The 23,759-nt window shown below is 60.1% G+C and carries 18 protein-coding genes and 2 tRNA genes; 13 read left to right on the top strand and 7 right to left on the bottom strand.

Annotated elements, in window-relative coordinates; all coding sequences use genetic code 11:
* Positions 1 to 62 precede the first annotated feature (62 nt).
* The 4 genes from AACY49_RS09360 to AACY49_RS09345 all read right to left on the bottom strand — a co-directional run bounded on the left by AACY49_RS09360 (position 63) and on the right by AACY49_RS09345 (position 3,279).
* A complete protein-coding gene (locus AACY49_RS09360; RefSeq protein ID WP_339523183.1) occupies positions 63 to 1,628 on the bottom strand; it encodes an ABC transporter permease in 1,566 nt (521 codons plus the stop codon).
* On the bottom strand, positions 1,628 to 2,638 hold the full coding sequence (locus AACY49_RS09355; protein WP_339523181.1) for an extracellular solute-binding protein: 1,011 nt from the start codon (positions 2,636 to 2,638) through the stop codon (positions 1,628 to 1,630). The genes AACY49_RS09360 and AACY49_RS09355 overlap by 1 nt, the downstream gene beginning before the upstream one ends.
* Positions 2,639 to 2,939: 301 nt before the next feature.
* A tRNA-Leu gene (locus AACY49_RS09350) sits at positions 2,940 to 3,026 on the bottom strand.
* Between the two features lie 166 nt (positions 3,027 to 3,192).
* A tRNA-Leu gene (locus AACY49_RS09345) sits at positions 3,193 to 3,279 on the bottom strand.
* A 226-nt stretch (positions 3,280 to 3,505) separates the two neighbouring features.
* On the opposite strand from AACY49_RS09345, the gene rnr reads away from it, so the two are divergent.
* The 12 genes from rnr (at position 3,506) to AACY49_RS09285 (ending at position 20,880) form a co-directional block, all read left to right on the top strand.
* Positions 3,506 to 6,145, top strand: a complete 2,640-nt coding sequence (gene rnr / locus AACY49_RS09340; protein WP_339523179.1) for a ribonuclease R — start codon at positions 3,506 to 3,508, stop codon at positions 6,143 to 6,145.
* Positions 6,142 to 6,909, top strand: coding sequence for a 23S rRNA (guanosine(2251)-2'-O)-methyltransferase RlmB (gene rlmB, locus AACY49_RS09335; RefSeq protein ID WP_018928494.1), 768 nt, complete (start codon positions 6,142 to 6,144; stop codon positions 6,907 to 6,909). Before rnr ends, rlmB begins: the two co-directional genes overlap by 4 nt.
* Positions 6,910 to 7,213: 304 nt before the next feature.
* Entirely contained in the window at positions 7,214 to 7,636 is a 423-nt protein-coding gene (rpsF, locus tag AACY49_RS09330; protein ID WP_007902678.1) for a 30S ribosomal protein S6, read from the top strand.
* A gap of 28 nt (positions 7,637 to 7,664) precedes the next feature.
* A complete protein-coding gene (rpsR, locus tag AACY49_RS09325; RefSeq protein ID WP_002551829.1) occupies positions 7,665 to 7,895 on the top strand; it encodes a 30S ribosomal protein S18 in 231 nt (76 codons plus the stop codon).
* Positions 7,896 to 7,931: 36 nt separating this feature from the next.
* A complete protein-coding gene (locus tag AACY49_RS09320) occupies positions 7,932 to 8,825 on the top strand; it encodes a hypothetical protein (protein WP_008009810.1) in 894 nt (297 codons plus the stop codon).
* A gap of 19 nt (positions 8,826 to 8,844) precedes the next feature.
* Positions 8,845 to 9,291, top strand: a complete 447-nt coding sequence (rplI, locus tag AACY49_RS09315) for a 50S ribosomal protein L9 (RefSeq protein WP_008035347.1) — start codon at positions 8,845 to 8,847, stop codon at positions 9,289 to 9,291.
* A gap of 135 nt (positions 9,292 to 9,426) precedes the next feature.
* Positions 9,427 to 10,824, top strand: coding sequence for a replicative DNA helicase (gene dnaB, locus AACY49_RS09310; protein WP_253417023.1), 1,398 nt, complete (start codon positions 9,427 to 9,429; stop codon positions 10,822 to 10,824).
* 204 nt (positions 10,825 to 11,028) lie between these two features.
* Positions 11,029 to 13,332, top strand: a complete 2,304-nt coding sequence (locus AACY49_RS09305; protein ID WP_320392417.1) for a YgiQ family radical SAM protein — start codon at positions 11,029 to 11,031, stop codon at positions 13,330 to 13,332.
* Positions 13,333 to 13,445: 113 nt separating this feature from the next.
* Positions 13,446 to 13,964: a hypothetical protein gene (locus AACY49_RS09300; protein ID WP_320392416.1), complete on the top strand. Its 519-nt coding sequence runs from the start codon at positions 13,446 to 13,448 to the stop codon at positions 13,962 to 13,964.
* 175 nt (positions 13,965 to 14,139) lie between these two features.
* Complete coding sequence (locus AACY49_RS09295; RefSeq protein ID WP_339523168.1) at positions 14,140 to 17,415, top strand: transglutaminase family protein; 3,276 nt, start codon at positions 14,140 to 14,142, stop codon at positions 17,413 to 17,415.
* 88 nt (positions 17,416 to 17,503) lie between these two features.
* A complete protein-coding gene (locus AACY49_RS09290; protein WP_339523166.1) occupies positions 17,504 to 19,990 on the top strand; it encodes a circularly permuted type 2 ATP-grasp protein in 2,487 nt (828 codons plus the stop codon).
* Positions 19,990 to 20,880, top strand: a complete 891-nt coding sequence (locus AACY49_RS09285; protein ID WP_339523164.1) for a transglutaminase family protein — start codon at positions 19,990 to 19,992, stop codon at positions 20,878 to 20,880. Before AACY49_RS09290 ends, AACY49_RS09285 begins: the two co-directional genes overlap by 1 nt.
* A gap of 224 nt (positions 20,881 to 21,104) precedes the next feature.
* Here the strand turns inward: AACY49_RS09285 and AACY49_RS09280 are convergent, their stop codons facing one another.
* Together AACY49_RS09280 and AACY49_RS09275 are read right to left on the bottom strand one after the other, a co-directional pair.
* Positions 21,105 to 21,293 (bottom strand): hypothetical protein, encoded by a 189-nt coding sequence (locus AACY49_RS09280; RefSeq protein ID WP_253546718.1) that lies wholly within the window; start codon positions 21,291 to 21,293, stop codon positions 21,105 to 21,107.
* A 68-nt stretch (positions 21,294 to 21,361) separates the two neighbouring features.
* Complete coding sequence (locus tag AACY49_RS09275) at positions 21,362 to 21,949, bottom strand: LOG family protein (protein WP_320392412.1); 588 nt, start codon at positions 21,947 to 21,949, stop codon at positions 21,362 to 21,364.
* A 344-nt stretch (positions 21,950 to 22,293) separates the two neighbouring features.
* Between AACY49_RS09275 and azu the strand changes: the two genes are divergently transcribed.
* Positions 22,294 to 22,740, top strand: coding sequence for an azurin (azu, locus tag AACY49_RS09270; RefSeq protein ID WP_258697808.1), 447 nt, complete (start codon positions 22,294 to 22,296; stop codon positions 22,738 to 22,740).
* Positions 22,741 to 22,930: 190 nt separating this feature from the next.
* On the opposite strand, the gene nadE is transcribed toward azu, so the two are convergent.
* On the bottom strand, positions 22,931 to 23,758 hold the full coding sequence (gene nadE / locus AACY49_RS09265; protein WP_258697807.1) for an ammonia-dependent NAD(+) synthetase: 828 nt from the start codon (positions 23,756 to 23,758) through the stop codon (positions 22,931 to 22,933).
* Between the last annotated feature and the right edge of the window lies 1 nt (position 23,759).

Below are 23,759 nucleotides of genomic sequence, written 5' to 3'. Positions count from 1 at the left end.
GACACAAAATGTGTGAACACCCTAAATCAAATGTGGGAGCGAGCCTGCTCGCGATGACGATGTCAGCGGCTCAAATACATCCGGGTCGTAAGCAAGTAAACCGGCAACCCCGACACCACAATCAACAACGCCGCATAAGGCGCCGCCGCCGCAAACTCCACATTCGCAGTGTGCGCCCAGACTTCCGTCGCCAATGTATTGAGCCCGGTCGGGCTCAGCAGCAGCGTTGCCGTCAGTTCTTTCATCGCATCCAGAAACACCAGCGCAAACGCTGCGCCCAGGGCGGGAAAGATGATGGGCAGGGTCACCCGACAAAACGCGCTGAAAGACGAGGCCCCCAGCGTGCGCGCGGCCTCTTCCAGTTGTGGCGCAGCCTTGTTCAGTGCCGTGCGAATCGGCGCCTGCGCCAGTGGCAGAAACAACAACGCATAAGCAATCAGCAGCAGCGCCGAGGTCTGGTACAGCACCGGCGCATAATGCAGAGCGAAATACACCAGGGTCAGCGCAATCACCAACCCTGGCAATGCATGCAGCAGATACGGCAGGCGCTCGGCCCAGATCGCCAGCCGGCCTTTATGGCGCACCACCAGCAACCCCACCGGCACCGCCAGCACCAGGCACAGCGCAGCTCCACCTAGCGACAGCGCCAGGGACGATAACAATGCCTCGCTGATCGCGGCTACCGGGAACGCCGCCGATGAACCCACCATCAGCCAGTACGCCAGCATTCCCAGTGGAATGCCGCTGCCGATGATCGCCAGCAGCAAGCAGTAAAGCTGTCCGGCAGTCGCCCATGGCCCCAGACGAACCTGCTCCGCATGCCGCGCCGCGCCCTGGCCGGTGCGCACATGTCGGCCTTTGCCGCGCACTCGCAATTCGAGCCACAGCAACATAAGGCACAGCGCCAGCAATACGGCAGAAAGCATTGCCGCGTTGGCATTGCTGAACTCCAGTTCGAACTGCTGATAGATCGCCGTGGTAAAGGTTTGCAGGCCGATGATCGACAGCGCGCCGAACTCCACCAGCATGTGCAGCGCAATCAGCAGCGAGCCGGCGAGCAGTGACGGCCAGAGCAGGGGCAGGGTGATTTTGAAGAATACGCCCCAACGATTCTGCCCCAGGGTCCGTGCGGACTCTTCAAGAGAGGGATCGAGATTGCGCAGCGTCGCCGCCACCGGCAGAAAGATCAGCGGGTACTTGGACAGGCTCATCACCAGAATCGCACCGCCCAGCCCTTCGAAGTGAGCGCTCAGGGACACCCAGGTGAAGCTGCTGACAAACGCCGGCACCGCGAATGGCAGACACAGGATCACGCCCCATAACCGCCGTCCCGGCAGATTGCTGCGCTCCAGCAACCAGGCGAGTGACAAGCCAATCACACCACAGGCCAATGTGACGCCCAGCATCAGCGCCAGCGTATTGCGCAACAGGCCAAACACGTAGGGCCGCCACAACAGATGCAACGCCTCGGCCCAGCCGGCTTGCCAGGTCTTGAGGCCGACATAAGCCAGCGGCAACAGACTGAGCACCACCAGCAGCAAAACCGGCAGCAACAACCAGATCGACGGCCGCTTGCGCGGTGGTACGTAGCTCCCGCGCAAGGCGGGGGCGGATAACGATGCGCTCATCAGTTCAAGCCAACGTCGCGTTCCAGGTCCAGGGCTTCTTCGGCGTTGCCGAGGTCGGCCGGCGTGACGTTCGGCGCTTGCAGTTCGCTGAATGGCTTGAGACCGCGATCCGATGCCATGCCCTTGTGCAGCGGGTATTCGGCGGTGGTCTGGGTGATCACGCGCTGACCTTCTTCGCTGGCCATGTAGGCGAGCAATTGCTGCGCTTCTTTTGGATGCTTGCTGGATTTCAGCACCGCAGCGCTGGAAACGGTGATCAGCCCACCGACGTCGCCACCGGTGAAGTAATGCAGTTTCGAGTCGAGCTGGCCTTTTTCACGCTGCAAGGCGAACCAGTAATAGTTGTTCACCAGCACGGTGGCGACTTCGCCATTTTCCACGGCTTTCAGCGCAACCATGTTGTTGCTGTAGGTCTTGCCGAACGCCCGCAGGCCGGTCAGCCATTCTTCGGCGGCGTCCATCCCGTGGACTTTGATGATCGCTACGGCCTGCTCCTGGAAGGCGCCGCTGGAAGGCACGAAGCCGACCTTGCCTTGCCATTTTGGATCGGAGAATTCCATCACTGATTTGGGCAGGTCTTTTTCGTCAATCAGCTTGGGGTTGAAAGCGACGACGCGGACCCGTGCCGTGATGCCGATCCAGGTACCGTTGCCAGCGACGTAGTCTTTGGGCAGAACGGCGAGGGTGGCGGTATCGGTCTGGGCCAGCAGGCCTTGTTCGCCGAGTTTGTTCAGCGGTGGCGATTCTTCGGTGTAGATCACGTCGGCGGGGGAGCGATCGCCTTCTTCGGCGATCTGGCTGGCGAGCTGGTTGCTGCTGCCCTTGCGCACATTGACGTGAATCCCGGTCTTGGCCTCGAAGGCTTTGGCGACGGCGTCGCCGACTTCCTTGTGTTGACCGTTATAGAGTGTCAGGGAAACCGGATCGGCGGCTTGGGTGAGAGGAGTGGCGAGTGTCAGGCCGAGGAGGGTGATGGTCAGGCCGCGGCGCAGGGTATTTCGAAACATCATTCGCAGGGTTCCTCACTGTCGCATTGCAAAAACTTGAAACAATGATAAACGATATTGCTTCTCAAGTGCGCCTTGCGGGTCTGAGGAGTGTTGGCTAGAGGGGGTGGGGCGGGCCTTTGTGGCGAGGGAGCTTGCTCCCGTTCGGCTGCGAAGCAGTCGCAAAACCGGGCAATAAGATTTGACTAAAAGAATGAGGGGGCCGCTTCGCGCCCCAGCGGGAGCAAGCGCCCTCGCCACAAAACGCAAAAACCCGCTTTCGCGGGTTTTTGTGAAATTCAAGATCGAGACCTTGAATTTGAATTGGTGCCCAGAAGAAGACTCGAACTTCCACGACCTTGCGGTCACCAGCACCTGAAGCTGGCGTGTCTACCAATTTCACCATCTGGGCAGTATCTTCAGCGTTGCCGCTGTTGATGTGGCGCACTATACGGAGAGCATTTTGATCTGTAAACCCCTGATTTAGTTTTAATAAATCAGAAGCTTGGAATGCAAAAAACCCGCTTTCGCGGGTTTTTGTATGAGCCTTGAAATTGATCTAATCTCAAGCTCGAAATTGGTGCCCAGAAGAAGACTCGAACTTCCACGACCTTGCGGTCACCAGCACCTGAAGCTGGCGTGTCTACCAATTTCACCATCTGGGCAGTATCGGCAGCGCTAGTGCGTCGTCGATGGCGCGCACTATACGGAGCGTCTTTTTAACTGTAAACCCCTGTCATCAAAAAAACCTGGAAAATTTTACCGGCGGCATTCAAATCAGCTTTGCGGTGTCGATAAAGGGCTTTAGATGGGCTGTCATAGCCTGAAATTTCCCGTTTCATTACGCCTATGCCAAACTAACCCGCATATAGACAAGGTGAAAACTCTCTAATGGCCGATTGGCAGTCCCTCGATCCCGAGGCCGCTCGTGAAGCGGAAAAATATGAAAACCCTATTCCTAGCCGCGAACTGATCCTTCAGCACCTCGCTGATCGAGGTTCGCCTGCTAACCGCGAGCAGCTGGTCGAAGAGTTCGGTCTGACCACAGAAGACCAGATCGAAGCCCTGCGCCGCCGCCTGCGCGCCATGGAGCGCGACGCTCAACTCATCTATACCCGTCGCGGCACTTATGCGCCGGTGGACAAGCTCGACCTGATCCTGGGCCGCATCAGCGGTCACCGTGACGGCTTCGGCTTCCTGGTCCCGGACGACGGCAGTGACGATCTGTTCATGAGCCCGGCGCAAATGCGCCTGGTGTTCGACGGCGACCGTGCCTTGGCGCGTGTTTCCGGGCTCGATCGTCGCGGCCGCCGCGAAGGCATGATCGTCGAAGTGGTGTCCCGTGCCCACGAGTCCATCGTCGGTCGTTACTTCGAAGAGGGCGGCATCGGTTTCGTCGTCGCGGACAATCCGAAGATCCAGCAAGAAGTGCTGGTGACGCCAGGTCGCAACGCCAATGCCCAGATCGGTCAGTTCGTTGAGGTGAAGATCACTCACTGGCCGACGCCACGCTTCCAGCCGCAAGGCGACGTGGTCGAAGTCGTGGGTAACTACATGGCGCCGGGCATGGAAATCGATGTCGCCCTGCGCACCTACGATATTCCTCATGTCTGGCCTGAAGCGGTACTCAAGGAAGCTGCCAAGCTCAAGCCTGAAGTCGAAGAGAAAGACAAAGAGAAGCGCATCGACCTGCGCCATCTGCCGTTCGTGACCATCGACGGCGAAGATGCGCGCGACTTCGATGACGCGGTCTACTGCGAAGCCAAGCCGGGCAAGCTGCGCCTGTTCTCCGGTGGCTGGAAGTTGTACGTGGCGATTGCCGACGTTTCCAGCTACGTGAAAATCGGTTCGGCGCTGGATAACGAATCCCAGGTTCGTGGCAACTCGGTGTACTTCCCCGAGCGCGTCGTGCCGATGCTGCCTGAACAGCTGTCCAACGGCCTGTGCTCGCTGAACCCGCACGTCGATCGCCTAGCCATGGTTTGCGAGATGACCATCTCCAAATCCGGCGAGATGACCGACTACTGCTTCTACGAAGCGGTGATTCACTCCCACGCCCGCCTGACCTACAACAAGGTCAGCGCCATGCTGGAAACGCCGAAAGCCACCGAAGCGCGTCAGCTTCGTGGTGAATACACTGACGTTCTGCCGCACCTCAAGCAGCTGTACTCGCTGTACAAGGTTCTGCTGGCGGCCCGTCACGTGCGCGGCGCAATCGATTTCGAAACGCAGGAAACCCGGATTATCTTCGGTTCCGAGCGCAAGATTGCCGAAATCCGCCCGACTGTTCGTAACGACGCCCACAAGCTGATCGAGGAATGCATGCTGGCGGCCAACGTGGCCACCGCCGAATTCCTGAAAAAACACGAAATCCCTGCGTTGTACCGCGTCCACGATGGCCCGCCACCGGAGCGTCTGGAAAAACTGCGCGCTTTCCTTGGCGAGCTTGGCCTGTCCCTGCACAAAGGCAAGGACGGTCCGTCGCCGAAGGATTACCAGGCTTTGCTGGCAAGCATCAAGGATCGTCCGGATTTCCATCTGATCCAGACCGTCATGCTGCGTTCGTTGAGTCAGGCGGTGTACAGCGCCGATAACCAGGGCCACTTCGGCCTGAACTACGAAGCCTATACCCACTTCACTTCGCCGATTCGCCGCTACCCGGACTTGCTCACGCACCGGGCGATTCGCAGCGTCATCCATTCGAAAATGGACACCCCGCACGTTCGTCGTGCCGGCGCGATGACCATTCCGAAGGCGCGCATCTATCCGTACGACGAAGCGACCCTGGAGCAGCTCGGCGAGCAGTGCTCGATGAGCGAGCGCCGTGCCGACGAAGCGACCCGCGACGTGGTGAACTGGCTCAAGTGCGAGTTCATGAAAGACCGCGTGGGCGAATCGTTCCCGGGTGTGATCACCGCCGTGACCGGTTTCGGCCTGTTCGTCGAGCTGACCGATATTTACGTCGAAGGCCTGGTGCACGTCACCGCGCTGCCGGGCGATTACTACCACTTCGACCCTGTGCACCATCGCCTCGCCGGTGAGCGTACCGGTCGCAGTTTCCGCCTTGGCGACACCGTTGAAGTGCGGGTCATGCGCGTCGACCTCGACGAGCGCAAGATCGACTTCGAGATGGCTGAAAAAACCATCAGCGCGCCGATCGGCCGCAAAAAGCGTGGCGCTGAAACCGCTGCGCCTGCCGCCGCTACTACAAAATCGGCTGTGGAGCCGGCGCCGGCGAAAACCGGTCGTCGTCCTGCCAAGGAAAAGGCTGTCGAAGCCTATCGCCCGAGCGATGCCGCGGCAAAAAATGCCGAGTTGCGCAAAAGTCGTGAAATGAAACAGGCATTGCTGTCTGAAGCGAAAGGCGGCGGTAAAGCGGCGTCTGGGGGAAAGACCGGGCGGTCGGCGCCTGACAAGGCCTCCGGCGGCAAGCCAGCAAAACCAAGCAAACACCGTAAAGGCCCGCCAAAAGCGGGTTCCGCTCCAGCCGCCAGAAGCGGCGGGGCGCGTAAACCTAAGGCCAAGTCATGAGTCAGTTGGAAAAGATCTACGGCGTGCACGCGGTAGAAGCATTGCTGCGTCACCACCCAAAACGCGTCAAGCAGATCTGGCTGGCTGAAGGCCGCAGTGATCCGCGGGTTCAGACGCTGATCGAGCTCGCTGCCGAAAATCGCGTAGCCGTCGGTCAGGCCGAGCGCCGTGAGCTGGATGCGTGGGTTGAAGGCGTGCACCAGGGCGTGGTGGCGGACGTGAGTCCGAGCCAGGTCTGGGGCGAGGCGATGCTCGACGAGCTGCTCGATCGCACCGAAGGCGCACCGTTGCTGCTGGTACTCGACGGCGTGACCGATCCGCACAACCTCGGCGCTTGCCTGCGTTCGGCCGATGCGGCCGGCGCGCTGGCAGTGATCGTGCCGAAGGACAAGTCAGCGACCCTGACCCCGACGGTGCGGAAAGTCGCCTGTGGTGCGGCGGAAGTCATTCCGTTGGTTGCCGTGACCAACCTGGCGCGCACCCTGGAAAAGCTCAAGCAGCGTGGCTTGTGGGTCGTCGGTACGGCAGGTGAGGCTGAGCAGGATCTGTATCAGCAGGACCTGACCGGCCCGACCATCCTGATCATGGGGGCGGAGGGCAGCGGAATGCGCCGCCTGACTCGCGACCTTTGCGACTATCTGGTGCGCCTGCCGATGGCGGGCAGCGTCAGCAGTCTCAACGTTTCCGTGGCCACCGGCGTCTGCCTGTTCGAGGCCCTGCGCCAGCGCGGCGTCAAAGCCGCCGGAACCGCCAAAAAGTCCTGATCCGGTTGTAATCCCTGTGGGAGCGAGCCTGCTCGCGATAGCGGAGTTACATTCAGCACAAATGTTGAATGTTGCACCCCATCGCGAGCAGGCTCGCTCCCACAGTGGTTTTGTGTCTGGGCGAAGATTGGGGTTGTTCAAATAATCACCAATTGCCTTGCACCTCTCTCGACCCTTCTCTACAATTGCGCCCCTTGCTGTGACGGCAGGCACGCATGTGTCTATCGCCGGCAAGTCCATAAGTGTCATTCACTCCTTGTCTGACCGCTTTTGAGCGGCAGGCTACAACCCGTAAGGAGCATTCATGCGTCATTACGAAATCATCTTTTTGGTCCACCCGGATCAAAGCGAGCAAGTCGGCGGCATGGTTGAGCGTTACACCAAGCTGATCGAAGAAGACGGCGGCAAAATCCACCGTCTGGAAGATTGGGGCCGTCGTCAACTGGCCTACGCAATCAACAATGTTCACAAGGCTCACTACGTGATGCTGAACGTTGAGTGCACTGGCAAGGCCCTGGCCGAGCTGGAAGACAACTTCCGCTACAACGATGCAGTGATCCGTAACCTGGTCATCCGTCGCGAAGAAGCCGTTACCGGCCAATCCGAGATGCTCAAGGCTGAAGAAAACCGCAGTGAGCGCCGTGAGCGTCGCGACCGTCCTGAGCACTCCGACGCCGAAGGCGTTGATGGTGATGACAGCGACGCCAGCGATAACGCTGACGAGTAATCCACGGACCTTTTGAGGAGCCTATTACATGGCACGTTTCTTCCGTCGTCGTAAATTCTGCCGCTTCACCGCTGAAGACGTGAAAGAGATCGATTACAAAGATCTCAACACTCTGAAAGCTTACGTATCCGAGACCGGCAAAATCGTTCCAAGCCGCATCACCGGTACCAAAGCACGTTATCAGCGTCAGCTGGCCACCGCTATCAAGCGCGCCCGCTTCCTGGCCCTGCTGGCCTACACCGACAGCCACGGCCGCTGAGACCGGGCAGTCGACACGTAGCAAAGGATTGAATGCATGCGCGCCTTAGCTGAGTTCATCATGCGCGGCCGTATGCAGGCCACTCTGGTAGTGGCCGGATGCGCAACATTGCCGTTGTTGTATTGGTTGGGTGCTGCCGCCGGATGCCTTGTGCTCCTGCGGCGCGGATTGAAGGACGCCTTGGGCGTTCTTGCTCTGGGGCTGCTGCCGGCGTTGATCTGGTGGCTTTACTCCGACGACCCACGGGCACTTCTGGTGCTGCTGGGGTCTTCGAGCCTTGCGTTGGTTTTGCGCGCAAGCGAGTCCTGGAACCGCGTGCTGCTGGTCAGCATAGCGATGGGATTGGTGTTTTCAGTGGTGCTGGGGGTGGCTTTTGCGCCCCAGATCGAGATGCTGGCGCAGGCGTTGATAAAAGTCATGCCGTCGCTACTCGGTGATGTCTACCAGCAATTGTCGGTAGACGAGCAAGCGCGTTTCGCGTCCCTGATTGCACCGGTCCTGACCGGCCTGATTGCGGCCTTGTTGCAAATCGTCAGTGTGCTGAGCCTGATTGTCGGGCGCTACTGGCAGGCGTTGTTGTACAACCCGGGTGGTTTTGGTCGCGAGTTTCGCGCCATCCGAATCCCGCTTTTGCCGGCGATGTTGCTGCTGGTGTTGATGCTTCTGGGGCCTAACTTAGGTTCGCAGATGGCCATGTTGACACCGTTGTGCAGCGTACCGCTGGTGTTCGCCGGGCTGGCCTTGATTCACGGGCTGGTGGCGCAAAAGCGACTGGCCAAATTCTGGCTGGTGGGGTTGTACGTCACGCTGTTGCTGTTCATGCAGCTGATCTATCCGTTGCTGGTGGTCTTGGCCATCGTCGACAGCCTGATTGATTTTCGCGGTCGTTCGGCGCCGAAAGATGCCGATAACGCGAACGGTGAAGGTTAAAAGTTAAGAGGATTTTCACATGCAACTGATCCTTCTGGAAAAAGTCACCAACCTGGGCAACCTGGGTGACAAAGTGAACGTTAAGGCTGGTTACGGTCGTAACTACCTGCTGCCTTACGGCAAAGCTACCGCTGCGACCCCAGCCAACCTGGCTGCGTTCGAAGAGCGTCGCGCTGAGCTGGAAAAAGCCGCAGCAGACCGTAAAACTTCGGCTGAAAGCCGTGCCGCCCAACTGGCTGAGCTGGAAGTGACTATCACTGCCACCGCTGGTGACGAAGGCAAGCTGTTCGGTTCGATCGGCACCCACGACATCGCTGATGCACTGACCGCCTCTGGCGTTGAAGTTGCAAAAAGCGAAGTTCGTCTGCCGAACGGCACCATCCGCAACGTAGGCGAATTCGACGTAGCCGTGCACCTGCACGCCGAAGTTGAAGCCACCGTACGCGTTGTCGTGGTAGCAGCTTAAGCAGCACTTGTCGGCTGGCACCCTTGGGTGCTTGCCGGTAACATCGGGCACGATCCTGTTTACAGGTCGTGCCCTTTGTCTTTCTGTAGTTCCTGATTTTTATAATCCCAGCTCTTCCTGACAAACCAAGTGGCCATGAACGATATCTCCGCTCCCGAGCAATACGATCTGCAAACCGCTGCCCTGAAGGTGCCGCCGCATTCCATCGAGGCCGAACAGGCCGTGCTCGGTGGTTTGATGCTGGACAACAACGCCTGGGAACGCGTGCTCGATCAAGTCTCCGACGGCGATTTCTATCGGCATGACCACCGCCTGATCTTCCGGGCGATCGCCAAACTGGCGGACCAGAACCAGCCGATCGACGTCGTGACCCTGGCCGAGCAGTTGGACAAGGAAGGTCAGACGTCCCAGGTTGGTGGCCTCGGCTACCTCGGCGAACTGGCGAAAAACACGCCGTCCGTCGCCAACATCAAGGCCTATGCCCAAATCGTTCGCGAGCGGGCGACCTTGCGCCAACTGATCGGTATCAGCACCGAAATCGCCGACAGCGCCTTCAACCCGGAAGGTCGCACCGCCGCCGAGATTCTCGACGAAGCTGAACGACAGATCTTCCAGATCGCCGAAGCCCGTCCGAAAACCGGCGGCCCGGTGAGCGTCAACGACCTGCTGACCAAGGCCATCGACCGTATCGACACCTTGTTCAACACCGACAATGCCATCACCGGCCTGTCCACCGGCTATACCGACCTCGATGAGAAAACCAGCGGTCTGCAACCGTCGGACCTGATCATCGTCGCCGGCCGTCCATCCATGGGTAAAACCACCTTTGCGATGAACCTGGTGGAAAACGCCGTGCTGCGTAGCGAGAAGGCTGTTCTGGTTTACTCCCTCGAGATGCCAGGCGAATCGCTGATCATGCGTATGTTGTCGTCCCTCGGTCGGATCGACCAGACCAAGGTCCGGGCCGGTCGTCTGGAAGACGACGATTGGCCGCGCCTGACCTCGGCGGTCAACCTGCTCAACGATCGCAAGCTGTTCATCGATGACACGGCGGGTATCAGCCCCTCGGAAATGCGTGCGCGGACTCGTCGTCTGGTGCGTGAGCACGGTGAGATCGGCCTGATCATGATCGACTACCTGCAGCTGATGCAGATCCCCGGCTCCAGCGGTGACAACCGGACCAACGAGATTTCCGAGATCTCCCGGTCCCTGAAAGCCCTGGCCAAGGAATTCAACTGCCCGGTAGTGGCTCTGTCCCAGCTCAACCGTTCCCTGGAGCAACGGCCGAACAAGCGCCCGGTAAACTCCGACTTGCGGGAATCGGGTGCGATCGAGCAGGACGCCGACGTGATCATGTTCGTGTACCGGGATGAGGTGTATCACCCGGAAACCGAACACAAAGGCATTGCCGAAATCATCATCGGCAAGCAGCGGAACGGCCCGATCGGCTTTATCCGCCTGGCCTTCATCGGCAAATACACCCGATTTGAAAACCTGGCGCCGGGTAGCTACAACTTCGACGACGATGAGTAATATCTACATCGCCTGATCGGGCCTCATCGCGGGCAAGTCGGATCGCCGCACCGCCGCTCCCACAGGGATTACACCGAACCTGTGGGAGCGGGCTTGCCCGCGATGGGTCGCCGCAATTTCCGACCATAGCCGTCGGAATTGGTCAAAATTTGTGCTATATTCCGCGCCCGCGAAATTCAATGAAAGCCAACACCGGTTATCGACATGCAAGCAGCCAAGCCGTTATTTGACTATCCCAAGTACTGGGCCGAATGTTTCGGGCCAGCGCCATTCCTGCCAATGAGCAGGGAGGAGATGGATCAGCTCGGCTGGGATTCCTGCGACATCATCATCGTCACCGGTGATGCCTACGTCGACCATCCGTCATTCGGTATGGCGATCATCGGCCGGCTGCTGGAGGCCCAGGGCTTCCGCGTCGGGATCATCGCGCAGCCGAACTGGCAGTCCAAAGACGACTTCATGAAGCTCGGCGAGCCGAACCTGTTTTTCGGTGTCGCGGCCGGCAACATGGACTCGATGATCAACCGCTACACCGCCGACAAGAAAATCCGTTCCGACGACGCCTACACCCCCGGTGGCCTAGCGGGCAAACGTCCGGACCGCGCGAGCCTGGTTTACAGCCAGCGCTGCAAGGAAGCCTACAAACACGTGCCGATCGTGCTCGGTGGCATCGAAGCCTCCCTGCGCCGCATCGCCCACTACGATTACTGGCAGGACCGGGTGCGCAACTCGATCCTGATCGACGCCTGCGCCGACATCCTGCTCTACGGCAACGCCGAGCGTGCGATTGTCGAAGTCGCCCAGCGCTTGTCCTATGGTCACAAGATCGAAGACATCACCGATGTGCGTGGCACCGCGTTCATCCGTCGCGACACGCCGAAAGACTGGTACGAAGTCGATTCCACGCGTATCGATCGTCCGGGCAAGGTCGACAAGATCATCAACCCGTACGTGAACACCCAAGATACCCAGGCTTGCGCGATCGAGCAGGAAAAGGGGCCGGTTGAAGACCCGAGCGAAGCCAAGGTCGTGCAGATCCTGGCGAGCCCACGGATGACGCGCGACAAGACCGTGATTCGTCTGCCGTCGGTTGAGAAAGTCCGTGGCGACGCGGTTCTTTACGCTCACGCCAACCGCGTGTTGCACCTGGAAACCAACCCGGGCAATGCCCGTGCGCTGGTGCAGAAGCACGGCGAAGTGGACGTCTGGTTCAACCCGCCTCCGATTCCGATGACCACCGAAGAAATGGACTACGTGTTCGGCATGCCTTACGCACGGGTTCCGCACCCGGCATACGGCAAGGAAAAGATTCCTGCCTACGACATGATCCGTTTCTCGGTGAACATCATGCGCGGCTGCTTCGGTGGCTGTACGTTCTGCTCGATCACCGAGCACGAAGGCCGGATCATCCAGAACCGTTCCGAAGAGTCGATCATTCGCGAAATCGAAGAGATCCGTGACAAGGTCCCAGGTTTCACCGGCGTCATTTCCGACCTCGGCGGCCCGACGGCGAACATGTACCGCATCGCCTGCAAGACCCCGGAAATCGAATCCGCGTGCCGCAAGCCTTCATGCGTGTTCCCCGGCATTTGCCCGAACCTGAACACCGACCACTCGTCGCTGATCCAGCTCTATCGCAGCGCCCGTGCCTTGCCGGGTGTGAAGAAGATCCTGATCGCGTCCGGCCTGCGTTACGACCTCGCGGTCGAGTCGCCGGAATACGTCAAGGAGCTGGTGACCCACCACGTCGGTGGTTACCTGAAGATCGCCCCGGAACACACCGAGGAAGGTCCGCTCAACCAGATGATGAAACCGGGCATCGGCAGCTATGACAAGTTCAAGCGCATGTTCGAGAAGTACACCAAGGAAGCCGGGAAAGAGCAGTACCTGATTCCGTACTTCATCGCCGCTCACCCGGGCACCACCGACGAAGACATGATGAACCTGGCTCTGTGGCTCAAGGGCAACGGTTTCCGTGCCGATCAGGTGCAGGCGTTCTACCCGTCGCCGATGGCCACCGCCACCGCGATGTACCACTCGGGCAAGAACCCGCTGCGTAAGGTCACTTACAAGAGCGACGGCGTGACCATCGTCAAGAGCGAAGAGCAGCGTCGTCTGCACAAGGCGTTCTTGCGTTATCACGACCCCAAAGGCTGGCCGATGCTGCGTGAAGCGCTGACCCGCATGGGCCGCGCCGACCTGATCGGGCCGGGCAAGAACCAGCTGATCCCGCTGCATCAGCCGGCGACCGACAGCTACCAGAGCGCCCGTCGCAAGAACTCGACACCGGCCGGCAGCCACAAAGTGGCAGGGGAAAAGACCACCAAGATTCTGACCCAGCACACCGGTCTGCCACCGCGCGCCAGCGATGGCGGCAACCCGTGGGACAAGCGTGAACAGGCCAAGGCTGCGGCGTTTGCCCGCAATCAGCAAGCGGCCAAGGATCGCAAGGACGCGGCCAAAGGCAAAGGGCCCAAGCCTGCGCGTAAGCCGGTTGTCCCGCGCTAAACGCTGATCGCTGACAACAGAATGCCAACCTTCGGGTTGGCGTTTTGCTGATCGTCCCACGCAGGAGCGTGGGACGATCAGGCTGCAGCTTTTCAACTTCAAGGAAGAACACCGTGTCCCGCCGCAAGAAATCCCCCGCGCCACAAACCGCCGCCGACAAACTCATGCAGTTGAAATTCGCCCACTGGCTGGCCTGGCAACCGTATGTGCGGCGCTATGGGTGGATTCATGTGGCGGTCATGATGATGACGATTTTTGCCATGTCACTGACCGGCTCGGTGTTCGGTACGGCATTTTTCCCACATGACTACCCGATGATGGAGAACGTCATCTTCGCCATGTTCGGCGGGTGTCTGGTGATGTCCCTGTGTTTCATTGCGCTGACTCGCGGCTACGCCAAGGCGGTCTGGGGATTGTTCACGATGCTGGTGTTCTGTCTGTCGATCACGTTGCTGGTGATGGTCGAGGCGAATCATGCCGGGTTTGCCTGGATAGCGGCGGTGCCGTCGCTGATCGGTTTGTACTTGATGAGCAAGCGGCGCTACCAGCGTGGGATCAGGGTTTTGCAGGTGGGTGCTCGCATCCGCCAGCGGATCAAGCGGCTCGAAGCGAGCCTGAAGCACACCCTGTGAGGCTCACACAGTAGCGGCTTGCCACATTTGCGTGCACCTGGCCCAAAGCAATTTCCCGCATCGCCCGATTTTGGTGCTGTACTGCCCTAAGCAAATCTATGAAAGTGCCTGCGCTGCTGGGTGGCATAAGTCTTGCGCGCTTTCGAATACGCTTAAGGCTCGCAGGAGGCTCGCCGTGTCGATTCATGTCGCATTGCATCACGTCACACACTACCGCTACGACCGTGCTGTCGAGCTCGGTCCGCAGATCGTTCGCCTGCGCCCGGCGGCCCACAGTCGCACGCGGATTTTGTCCTATGCGCTGAAAGTCTCGCCCGAGCAGCACTTCATCAACTGGCAGCAGGACCCTCAGGGCAATTACCTGGCGCGGTTGGTGTTCCCGGAAAAAACCGATGAGCTGCGGATCGAAGTCGACCTGCTGGCAGAAATGGCAGTGTTCAATCCGTTCGACTTCTTCCTTGAGCCCTACGCGGAAAAAATCCCGTTCACCTATGCCGCCGATGAGCGCCAGGAGCTGGCCCCCTATCTGGAAACCTTGCCCCTGACGCCGAAGTTCCAAGCCTACCTGGACGGCATCGACCGCACGCCGCTGCCCAGCGTCGATTTTCTGGTCGCCCTCAACCAGCGCCTGAGTGAAGACATCGGCTACCTGATTCGCATGGAGCCTGGCGTCCAGACCCCCGAACACACCCTCGAACACGCCTCCGGTTCCTGCCGCGACTCGGCGTGGCTACTGGTGCAACTGCTGCGCAACCTCGGGTTGGCGGCGCGTTTCGTCTCCGGCTACCTGATCCAGCTCACCGCCGATGTCAAAAGCCTCGACGGCCCCTCGGGCACCGAGGTGGACTTCACTGACCTGCATGCCTGGTGCGAGGTCTACTTGCCCGGCGCCGGCTGGATCGGCCTGGACGCAACCTCAGGGCTGTTTGCCGGTGAAGGACACATTCCGTTGGCGTGTAGTCCCGATCCGGGCTCTGCGGCGCCGATCAGTGGCTTGGTGGAACCGTGCGAGTGTCAATTCACCCACGAAATGTCCGTGGAGCGGATTTGGGAAGCGCCGCGCGTCACAAAGCCCTACACCGAAGATCAATGGCAGGCGATTCAGGCGCTGGGCCGGCAGATCGATGCCGACCTGTTGGAAGGCGACGTACGCCTGACCATGGGCGGCGAGCCGACCTTCGTTTCCATCGATGACCCCGACGGCGCCGAGTGGAACACCGCCGCCCTCGGCCCGGACAAGCGTCGCCTGTCCGCCGAACTGTTCCAGCGCATGCGCAAGCACTACGCGCCCAAAGGCCTGGTGCATTTCGGCCAGGGCAAGTGGTACCCCGGTGAACAACTGCCGCGCTGGTCGTTGAATTGCTACTGGCGGCGGGATGGTGTGCCGATCTGGCACAACAGCGCGCTGATCGCCGATGAGCAGGAAGACTACGGCGCCGATGGCGAACTGGCCGGGCGTTTTCTGGCGAGTGTCGCCGAGCGCTTGAAAATTCCGACACGCTTCGTGTTTCCGGCCTACGAAGACAATTTCTATTACCTCTGGCGCGAAGGCGCTTTGCCGCAGAACGTCAGCGCCGAAGATTCGCGCCTGGAAGAACCATTGGAGCGGGCGCGGCTGCGCAAAGTCTTCAGCCAGGGCCTGGACAAGGTGATCGGTCAGGTCCTGCCGCTGGCCCGCACCGCCAAGGGTGATCAATGGCAGAGCGGTCGCTGGTACCTGCGCGATGAACACTGCCGGCTGGTACCGGGGGATTCGCCGCTGGGTTATCGCTTGCCGCTGGGGTCACAGCCTTGGGTGAAAGCGGCCGAGTATCCATTCATTTACCCCAACGACCCGAACCAGGAATTCCCGGCGCTGCCGGACACTCAGCAGTTGAACAGTCCGGGCACGCCGGCCGAAGCGGTTGAACGGGATATCGAGGTCGACGAATCCGCAGACTGGCTGACCCGCACCGCATTCTGCGCCGAGGCTCGGGATGGCCGCTTGTACCTGTTCATGCCGCCGTTGGAGCAGGTCGAGGACTACCTGGAACTGGTCACCGCCATCGAGGCGACGGCCCAGGAGCTGCATTGCCCGGTGTTGCTGGAAGGCTATGAACCGCCGAGCGATCCTCGTCTGAGCAACTTTCGCATCACCCCGGATCCGGGCGTGATCGAGGTCAATGTGCAACCGTCCGCCACTTGGGACGAACTGGTTGAACGCACCGAATTTCTCTACGAAGAAGCACGCCAGACTCGCCTGACCACCGAGAAATTCATGATCGATGGTCGCCATACCGGCACCGGCGGCGGTAACCATTTCGTATTGGGTGGTGCGACGCCGGCTGATTCACCGTTTTTGCGTCGTCCGGATTTGCTGCGCAGCCTGATCAGTTACTGGCATAACCACCCGTCCTTGTCCTACCTGTTTTCCGGACTTTTCATTGGCCCGACATCCCAGGCGCCACGGGTGGACGAAGCGCGTAACGACTCGTTGTATGAGCTGGAAATCGCCTTCGCCCAGATGCCGAAGCCGGGGGAAGAATGCGCGCCGTGGCTGGTGGATCGACTGCTGCGCAACTTGTTGATCGATGTCACCGGCAACACCCACCGCTCAGAGTTCTGCATCGACAAACTCTATTCACCCGACGGCGCCACCGGGCGCCTCGGTTTGCTGGAGTTGCGCGCCTTTGAAATGCCGCCTCATGCGCGCATGAGCCTGGCGCAGCAATTGTTGCTGCGGGCGCTGGTGGCGCGATTCTGGCGCGAACCCTATGCGCCGCCGAAACTGGCGCGCTGGGGTACCGAACTGCACGATCGCTTCTTGCTGCCGCACTTTATCGAGCAGGATTTCGCCGACGTCATCGTCGATCTGGATGCCGCCGGTTATCCCGTGCGCGCCGAGTGGTTTGCCGCGCATCTGGAGTTTCGTTTTCCCAAGGTCGGCGACTACGCCGTCAGTGGTATCGAGCTGGAAGTGCGTCAGGCCCTGGAGCCTTGGCATGTGCTGGGTGAAGAGGGCGCGGTGGGCGGCACGGTGCGTTATGTGGATTCGTCCCTGGAGCGCTTGCAGGTCAAAGTCACGGGACTGGCGCCGCAACGTTATTTGCTGACGTGTAACGGCATTCCGGTGCCGCTGCAACCGACCGGCCGGGTTGGCGAATTCGTTGCAGGCGTGCGCTTTCGTGCCTGGCAGCCCTCCAACTGCCTGCAACCGACCATCCCGGTCCACGCGCCGCTGGTGTTCGACCTGCTCGACACCTGGATGGAACGGTCGCTGGGCGGCTGCCAGTACCACGTCGCCCATCCGGGCGGGCGCAATTACGACAGCTTGCCGGTGAACGCTAATGAAGCGGAGAGCCGACGCATGGCGCGATTCTTCCGAATCGGGCACACCCCAGGGAAACTTCCTATACCGAACGTGACGATTAACGACGAGCTGCCGATGACGCTCGATTTACGACGTTTCTAAGCCCTACACGACGCTCGGATTTTTCGTCTATCCGGGCGTCATGAGCCTGCGTTAGTCTGACCGTTCTTTGCTGTCTGCCGAGCTTTCCATGCCTGACCTGCTTGACCGCTACCCGCTGACGGCGGGCACTTATCACGAACTGCTCGACGACAGCGGCGCGGTGCGCCCGCACTGGCGTCGGCTGTTCGACCAATTGCAACGCAGCACCCCGACACAACTGGTGCAGCGCCAGGCGTTGTTGACCCGGCAAATTCAGGAAAACGGCGTGACCTACAACGTCTATGCCGATCCCAAGGGCGCCGACCGGCCCTGGGAGCTGGACCTGTTGCCCCATGTGATTGCCGCCGATGAGTGGGAGCAATTGTCCGCCGGGATTGCCCAGCGGGCGCGTTTGCTGAATGCGGTGCTGGCCGACCTTTATGGCCCGCAGCGTTTGATCGCTGAAGGACTGCTGCCGGCCGAGCTGGTGTTCGGGCACAACAACTTTTTATGGCCTTGTCAGGGTATTTCTCCGCCTGACGGGGCCTTTTTGCATCTGTATGCCGTGGACCTGGCGCGCACGCCTGACGGTCGTTGGTGGGTCACCGCTGACCGGACCCAGGCGCCATCCGGTGCCGGTTATGCGCTGGAAAACCGCACCATCGTGTCCCGGGCCTTCCCCGAGTTGTACCGGGATTTGAAAGTGCAGCACCTGGCCGGGTTCTTCCGCACCTTGCAGGAAACCCTGGCTCGCCAGGCGCCGTGTGACGATGAAGCGCCGCTGGTGGTGGTGCTGACACCGGGTCGCTTCAACGAAAGCTATTTCGAACATTTGTACCTGGCGCGTCAGCTCGGTTATCCACTGGTGGAGGGCGGCGACCTGACCGTTCGTGACGCCACCGTCTACCTGAAAACCCTGAGCGGTCTGCGCCGGGTTCACGCGATCATGCGCCGCCTCGACGATGATTTCTGCGACCCGCTGGAATTGCGCACCGACTCGGCCCTCGGCGTGCCGGGGTTGCTGGAAGCTGTGCGCCAGGGCCGGGTGCTGGTGGCCAACGCCCTGGGCAGCGGCGTACTGGAGTCGCCGGGGTTGCTGGGCTTCATGCCAAGGATCAATCAGTTCTTGTTCGGCGAAGAACTGATCCTGCCGTCCATCGCCACGTGGTGGTGCGGTGAAGCGCCGGTACTGGCCCAGGCGTTGGAAAAACTCCCGGAATTGCTGATCAAACCGGCGTTTCCATCCCAGAGCTTCGCGCCGGTATTTGGCCGTGATTTGAGTGAAAAACAGCGTCGGGCGCTGGCTGGGCGCATGCAGGCTCGGCCTTATGCCTATGTTGCGCAAGAATTGGCGCAACTTTCCCAGGCGCCGATCTGGCAGGCCGAGGACGGTCAGTTGCAGCCTCGGGCCATCGGCATGCGGGTGTATGCGGTGGCCAGTCGTGATGGTTATCGAGTGCTGCCGGGTGGCTTGACCCGAGTGGCGGCCGAGGCAGACGCCGAAGTGGTGTCGATGCAGCGCGGTGGTGCGAGCAAGGACACGTGGGTGCTCGGTGAGCGGGCCCCCAGCGGCGAACAATGGAAAACCCAGCGCACCATCGGTGTTCATGACTTGGTGCGCCGCGATCCGTATCTTCCGTCGCGGGTGGTGGAGAACCTGTTCTGGTTTGGCCGTTATTGCGAGCGCTGCGATGACAGCGCGCGGTTGCTGCGGATCATGCTGGCGCGCTATGTCGATGGCGATGGTCCGCAAGCGCTGGAGGCGGCGGTCGACCTTGGTGAGCGGCTGCACCTGTTGCCCGACGAAGGCGAACTGCCGGAGCGCTTGCTCGCGGCATTGCTCGGCGATGACTGGCCGTTCAGCCTGCGTTCCAATCTGCAACGTCTGCAATGGGCGGCCTCGCAGGTGCGCGGCAAGCTCTCCCGGGAAAACTGGCAAGCGCTGGTGGAGTTGCAGCGCGAGGCCATGGAACTGGAAACCGAAGAGCCGGATTTCGGCGAGTTGCTGGATTTCCTCAACCGCTTGGTAATGTCCCTGGCGGCGCTGTCCGGTTTTGCCCTGGACGACATGACCCGGGACGAAGGCTGGCGTTTCCTGATGATCGGTCGGCGAATCGAACGGCTGCAATTTCTCAGCGGCAGTCTGGCGGCGTTTTTGCGCGGCGCCGGGGCTTTCGATCAGGCCGGGCTGGAGTGGCTGCTGGAGTTGGGTAACAGCAGCATCACCTACCGCTCGCGGTACCTGGCGGTGGCGCAATTGATCCCGGTGCTCGACCTGTTGTTGCTCGACGAGCAGAACCCTCACGCGGTGCTGTTCCAGTTGAAACTGGTGACCCGCACGTTGAAACGCTTGAACGACGACTTTGGCGCGCCGCGTGAGACAGGTCTGCCGCAGTTGGTGGAGCGGCTGGCGCGTTTCGATCTGGGCTGCCTGGAGAATTCGCTATTCGGCGAGGCCAGTGTCCGAGCCGCCATAGAGGGGCTGGCCGATCTGCTGCAAGAGATCGCCGATGCCAGCGGACAGGTGTCGGATCGCCTGGCCTTGCGCCATTTCGCCCATGTCGATGATGTCAGCCAGCGCACGGTGTCCGTCTGATGAATGCCCATTACCAGATTTTCCACGACACCCATTATCACTACGACAGCCCAGTGTCCCTGGCCCAGCAACTGGCGCATCTGTGGCCGCGAGCCTGTGCCTGGCAGCGCTGCACCGAACAGCAATTGCAGATCAGTCCCGAGCCGACTTCGCGCCGGGATGAGCTGGATGTGTTCGGCAACCCGCTGACCCGGTTGGCGTTCGAGCGGCCCCACGATGAATTGCTGGTCAATGCCCGGCTCACCGTCGAAGTGCTGGCCCGGCCGTCGCTGGACTTCAATCAATCGCCGGCCTGGGAAGAGACCTGCAACGCGCTGACCTACAGCAGTCAGCCACTTTCATCCGAGTTGCTGGAAGCCTGCCGTTACCGGTTCGAGTCGCCCTATGTGCATTTGAAGCGCAGTTTCGTCGAGTTCTCCGAAAGTTGCTTTCCTCCTGGTCGGCCATTGCTGCTGGGTGTTCAGGCGTTGATGGAGAAGATCTTCAGCGAATTCACCTTCGATGCCGAAGCGACCCAAGTGGCGACGCCGCTGGTTGAAGTGCTGGAGAGGCGACGTGGGGTTTGCCAGGACTTTGCGCATTTGATGCTCGCTTGCCTGCGCTCCCGTGGATTAGCGGCGCGGTACATCAGCGGCTACCTGCTGACCCAGCCACCGCCGGGCCAGCCACGGCTGATCGGCGCCGATGCGTCGCATGCGTGGGTGTCGGTGTTTTGTCCGGTGCTGGGCTGGGTGGATTTTGACCCGACCAACAATGTGCAACCAGCGCTGGAGCACATCACCTTGGCCTGGGGCCGGGATTTTTCCGATGTGTCGCCATTGCGCGGAGTGATCCTGGGCGGTGGCAGCCACGATCCCGAGGTTCGGGTCACAGTAATGCCGTTGGAGTAACTGAGATCAAATTGTGGGAGCGAGCCTGCTCGCGATAGCGGTGTATCGGTCAGGTAACTGCTAAGTGTGCCGCCGTCATCGCGAGCAGGCTCGCTCCCACATGGGGATGTGCAAGTCAGTTCTGGAGGGGTATTTTCAGATTGGCCTGTGAGGGTCAGCAACATCGTTGCTGACCCTGGACACAGATCCGGTGGGCCTGATCAGATCATCGGGCCCTGAGGGTCTCAGGCGTCGGGCGCCTGATCTTTCGGTGCTTCAGCTTCGTCTGTAGCCACTTCGCCTTCGGTATCCGGGTTCAGTGCTGCTGCTTCTTCTTCAGCTGTAGCTTTCTTGCGCTGAAGCTTTTCCTCTTTCTTCTGCTCCTTGGCCAAGTCTCTCTGACGTTTGGCGAAGGAATAATTAGGTTTAGCCATGGGCGATCCTCTGGGGTCGAAGGTGAGGTTGAGCGGCGCATATTCTGCCCTGTATCGATGCCGAGCCGTTAGCTGGGTTTTTGCTCGGTCCATTTTGGCGGTACCGAGGGTTGCCAGGCGTCCAGTGCTTCGAGCAGGGTTTGCGGCGATTCGCTCATTTGCAGCATGTCACGGTGCGCTTCGCGAACGAAGCCTTCGCCGACGATATGATCAAGAAAAGACGTCAACTTGCTGTAGAAACCGTTTACTTCCAGCAAACCCAGCGGTTTGCCGTGATAGCCGAGCTGGCCCCAGGTCCAGACTTCGAACAGTTCTTCCAGTGTGCCCAGACCGCCAGGCAGGGCGATGAAGGCATCGCTGAGTTCGGCCATTCGCGCCTTGCGCGCATGCATGCCGTCGACCACTTCCAGGCGGGTCAGGCCGCTATGGCCAATTTCCTTGTCCTTGAGGCTCTGGGGGATGATCCCGATCACCTCACCACCGGCCGCCAGTGCGGCGTCGGCCACAATCCCCATCAGCCCGACGGCGCCGCCACCATAGACCAGGGTCAGCTTGCGCTCGGCCAATGCTCGCCCCAGGGCGACAGCCGCTTCACGATAAGCCGGATTGGTGCCGGTGCTGGCACCGCAAAATACACAAACGGATGCTAAAGGCATGCCTTACTCCACGGTCATCAGGGCCACAGAGTAAAGGCAGGTTTGCATCGTTCCAAGGACTAAACTTCGTGTTCAGGTGTTTCGTAAGTACCGCTGGCACCACAGGCATAGGCGGCGAGCAAACTGCTCAACAAACTGTTGAAAGACATGACAGACGCTCCAGATGAGAGATGACGGCCCTGATGATAGGGCCATGCCAGGCGTCTGGCTGGTAGATTGTTTCGATGAGAGTCATAGCCCGAAAGTTGTATACAATTTTTGATTCAGGTCATAGGAACTTGCGAAGATTTCAGGCAGTCTTCTGCCCATTCGCACTTTTGTTAACCCTGCCTTGGAGATTCACCATGTTTGCCAAACTTGTTGCGGTATCCCTGCTGACACTGGCCAGCAGCCAATTGATGGCTGCCGAGTGCAAGACGACCATCGACTCCACCGATCAGATGTCCTTCAACACCAAGGCCATTGAAATCGACAAAAGCTGCAAGACGTTCACCGTTGAACTGACTCACTCCGGCAGCTTGCCGAAAAACGTCATGGGTCATAACTGGGTGCTGAGCAAAGAGGCAGACATGCAGCCGATCGCCACCGACGGCCTGGCCGCTGGCATCGACAAGAACTACCTGAAAGAAGGCGATGCCCGCATCATCGCTCACACCAAAGTCATCGGTGCGAAGGAAACCGACTCGGTGACGTTCGATGTGTCGAAGCTCGATGCTGCGGAAAAATACGGCTTCTTCTGCTCGTTCCCGGGCCACATCTCGATGATGAAAGGCACTGTTACCCTGAAGTAAGACGGGCTGCCGCGTTATCGTTCTTTGCGAGCAAGCCCGCTCCCACATTTGATCTGTATACACCGCAGACCCAGTGTAGGAACGGGCTTGCTCGCGAATGGGCCTTCAGCATCGACAAATGCTCAGCTCAAGCCAAAGAAAAGCCCGCTGAGGATCAACTCCTCAGCGGGCTTTTTCGTTCATTCACGGCTCACGGCGCAAACGGCATCACGCGCTTGTGATGAGTCTTTTTATACGTATCGCAAATGATCTTGAACGCTTCCTCGCGCACCGGTTCGCCGTGCAGGAAGGCGTCGATCTCGGCGTAGGTCACGCCGTGGGACGCTTCGTCCGGTTTGCCCGGCGACAGGTCTTCGAGGTCGGCGGTCGGGATTTTTTCCACCAGCGGCTCCGGCGCGCCGAAGCTACGGGCAATCGCCCGGACCTGATTTTTCACCAGGCCGCTCAGCGGTGCGAGGTCGCAGGCGCCGTCACCGAACTTGGTGAAGAAGCCCATCACGGCTTCCGCTGCGTGGTCGGTGCCGATCACCAGGCCATGAGCTGCGCCAGCGATGGTGTATTGCGCAACCATGCGCATCCGCGCCTTGGTGTTGCCCAATACGAAATCCACCGAGACCGCCTGTTTGCCTTCGAAGGCTGCCACTTCACCGGCCAGGGATTTCACCGCCGGGCCGATGTTAACCGTGTGGCGCTCGTCCGGGGCGATGAAGTCCACCGAGGCCTGGGCGTCGTGTTCATCGAACTGCGTTTGGTACGGCAGGCGCACGGCGATGAACTTGTAGCCGTTATCACCGGTACGCTGGCGCAGTTCACGCATGGCGCGTTGGGCCAGGAGGCCGGCGGTCAGGGAATCGACGCCGCCGCTGATGCCTAGCACCAGCGTCTTGAGCCCTGAATTGACCAGGCAGTCCTGAATGAAGGTAATCCGACGGGCGACTTCAGCCTCGAGGGCGAGTTGATCCGCGAACGGCGGCTGGACCTTGAGCTGTTCAGCAATCTCACGCTGTACGGCTTGCATG

Source organism: Pseudomonas sp. EL_65y_Pfl2_R96 (assembly GCF_963970905.1).
Classification (GTDB): Bacteria; Pseudomonadota; Gammaproteobacteria; order Pseudomonadales; family Pseudomonadaceae; genus Aquipseudomonas.
This window is presented reverse-complemented; position numbering and strand designations above follow the sequence as displayed.

Bases quoted from the DNA above. Each gene is read 5' to 3' on its own strand.
- AACY49_RS09360 (WP_339523183.1), bottom strand. From the start codon at position 1,628: ATGAGCGCATCGTTATCCGCCCCCGCCTTGCGCGGGAGCTACGTACCA.
- AACY49_RS09355 (WP_339523181.1), bottom strand. From the start codon at position 2,638: ATGATGTTTCGAAATACCCTGCGCCGCGGCCTGACCATCACCCTCCTC.
- rnr (WP_339523179.1), top strand. From the start codon at position 3,506: ATGGCCGATTGGCAGTCCCTCGATCCCGAGGCCGCTCGTGAAGCGGAA.
- rlmB (WP_018928494.1), top strand. From the start codon at position 6,142: ATGAGTCAGTTGGAAAAGATCTACGGCGTGCACGCGGTAGAAGCATTG.
- rpsF (WP_007902678.1), top strand. From the start codon at position 7,214: ATGCGTCATTACGAAATCATCTTTTTGGTCCACCCGGATCAAAGCGAG.
- rpsR (WP_002551829.1), top strand. From the start codon at position 7,665: ATGGCACGTTTCTTCCGTCGTCGTAAATTCTGCCGCTTCACCGCTGAA.
- AACY49_RS09320 (WP_008009810.1), top strand. From the start codon at position 7,932: ATGCGCGCCTTAGCTGAGTTCATCATGCGCGGCCGTATGCAGGCCACT.
- rplI (WP_008035347.1), top strand. From the start codon at position 8,845: ATGCAACTGATCCTTCTGGAAAAAGTCACCAACCTGGGCAACCTGGGT.
- dnaB (WP_253417023.1), top strand. From the start codon at position 9,427: ATGAACGATATCTCCGCTCCCGAGCAATACGATCTGCAAACCGCTGCC.
- AACY49_RS09305 (WP_320392417.1), top strand. From the start codon at position 11,029: ATGCAAGCAGCCAAGCCGTTATTTGACTATCCCAAGTACTGGGCCGAA.
- AACY49_RS09290 (WP_339523166.1), top strand. From the start codon at position 17,504: ATGCCTGACCTGCTTGACCGCTACCCGCTGACGGCGGGCACTTATCAC.
- AACY49_RS09285 (WP_339523164.1), top strand. From the start codon at position 19,990: ATGAATGCCCATTACCAGATTTTCCACGACACCCATTATCACTACGAC.
- AACY49_RS09280 (WP_253546718.1), bottom strand. From the start codon at position 21,293: ATGGCTAAACCTAATTATTCCTTCGCCAAACGTCAGAGAGACTTGGCC.
- AACY49_RS09275 (WP_320392412.1), bottom strand. From the start codon at position 21,949: ATGCCTTTAGCATCCGTTTGTGTATTTTGCGGTGCCAGCACCGGCACC.
- azu (WP_258697808.1), top strand. From the start codon at position 22,294: ATGTTTGCCAAACTTGTTGCGGTATCCCTGCTGACACTGGCCAGCAGC.
- nadE (WP_258697807.1), bottom strand. From the start codon at position 23,758: ATGCAAGCCGTACAGCGTGAGATTGCTGAACAGCTCAAGGTCCAGCCG.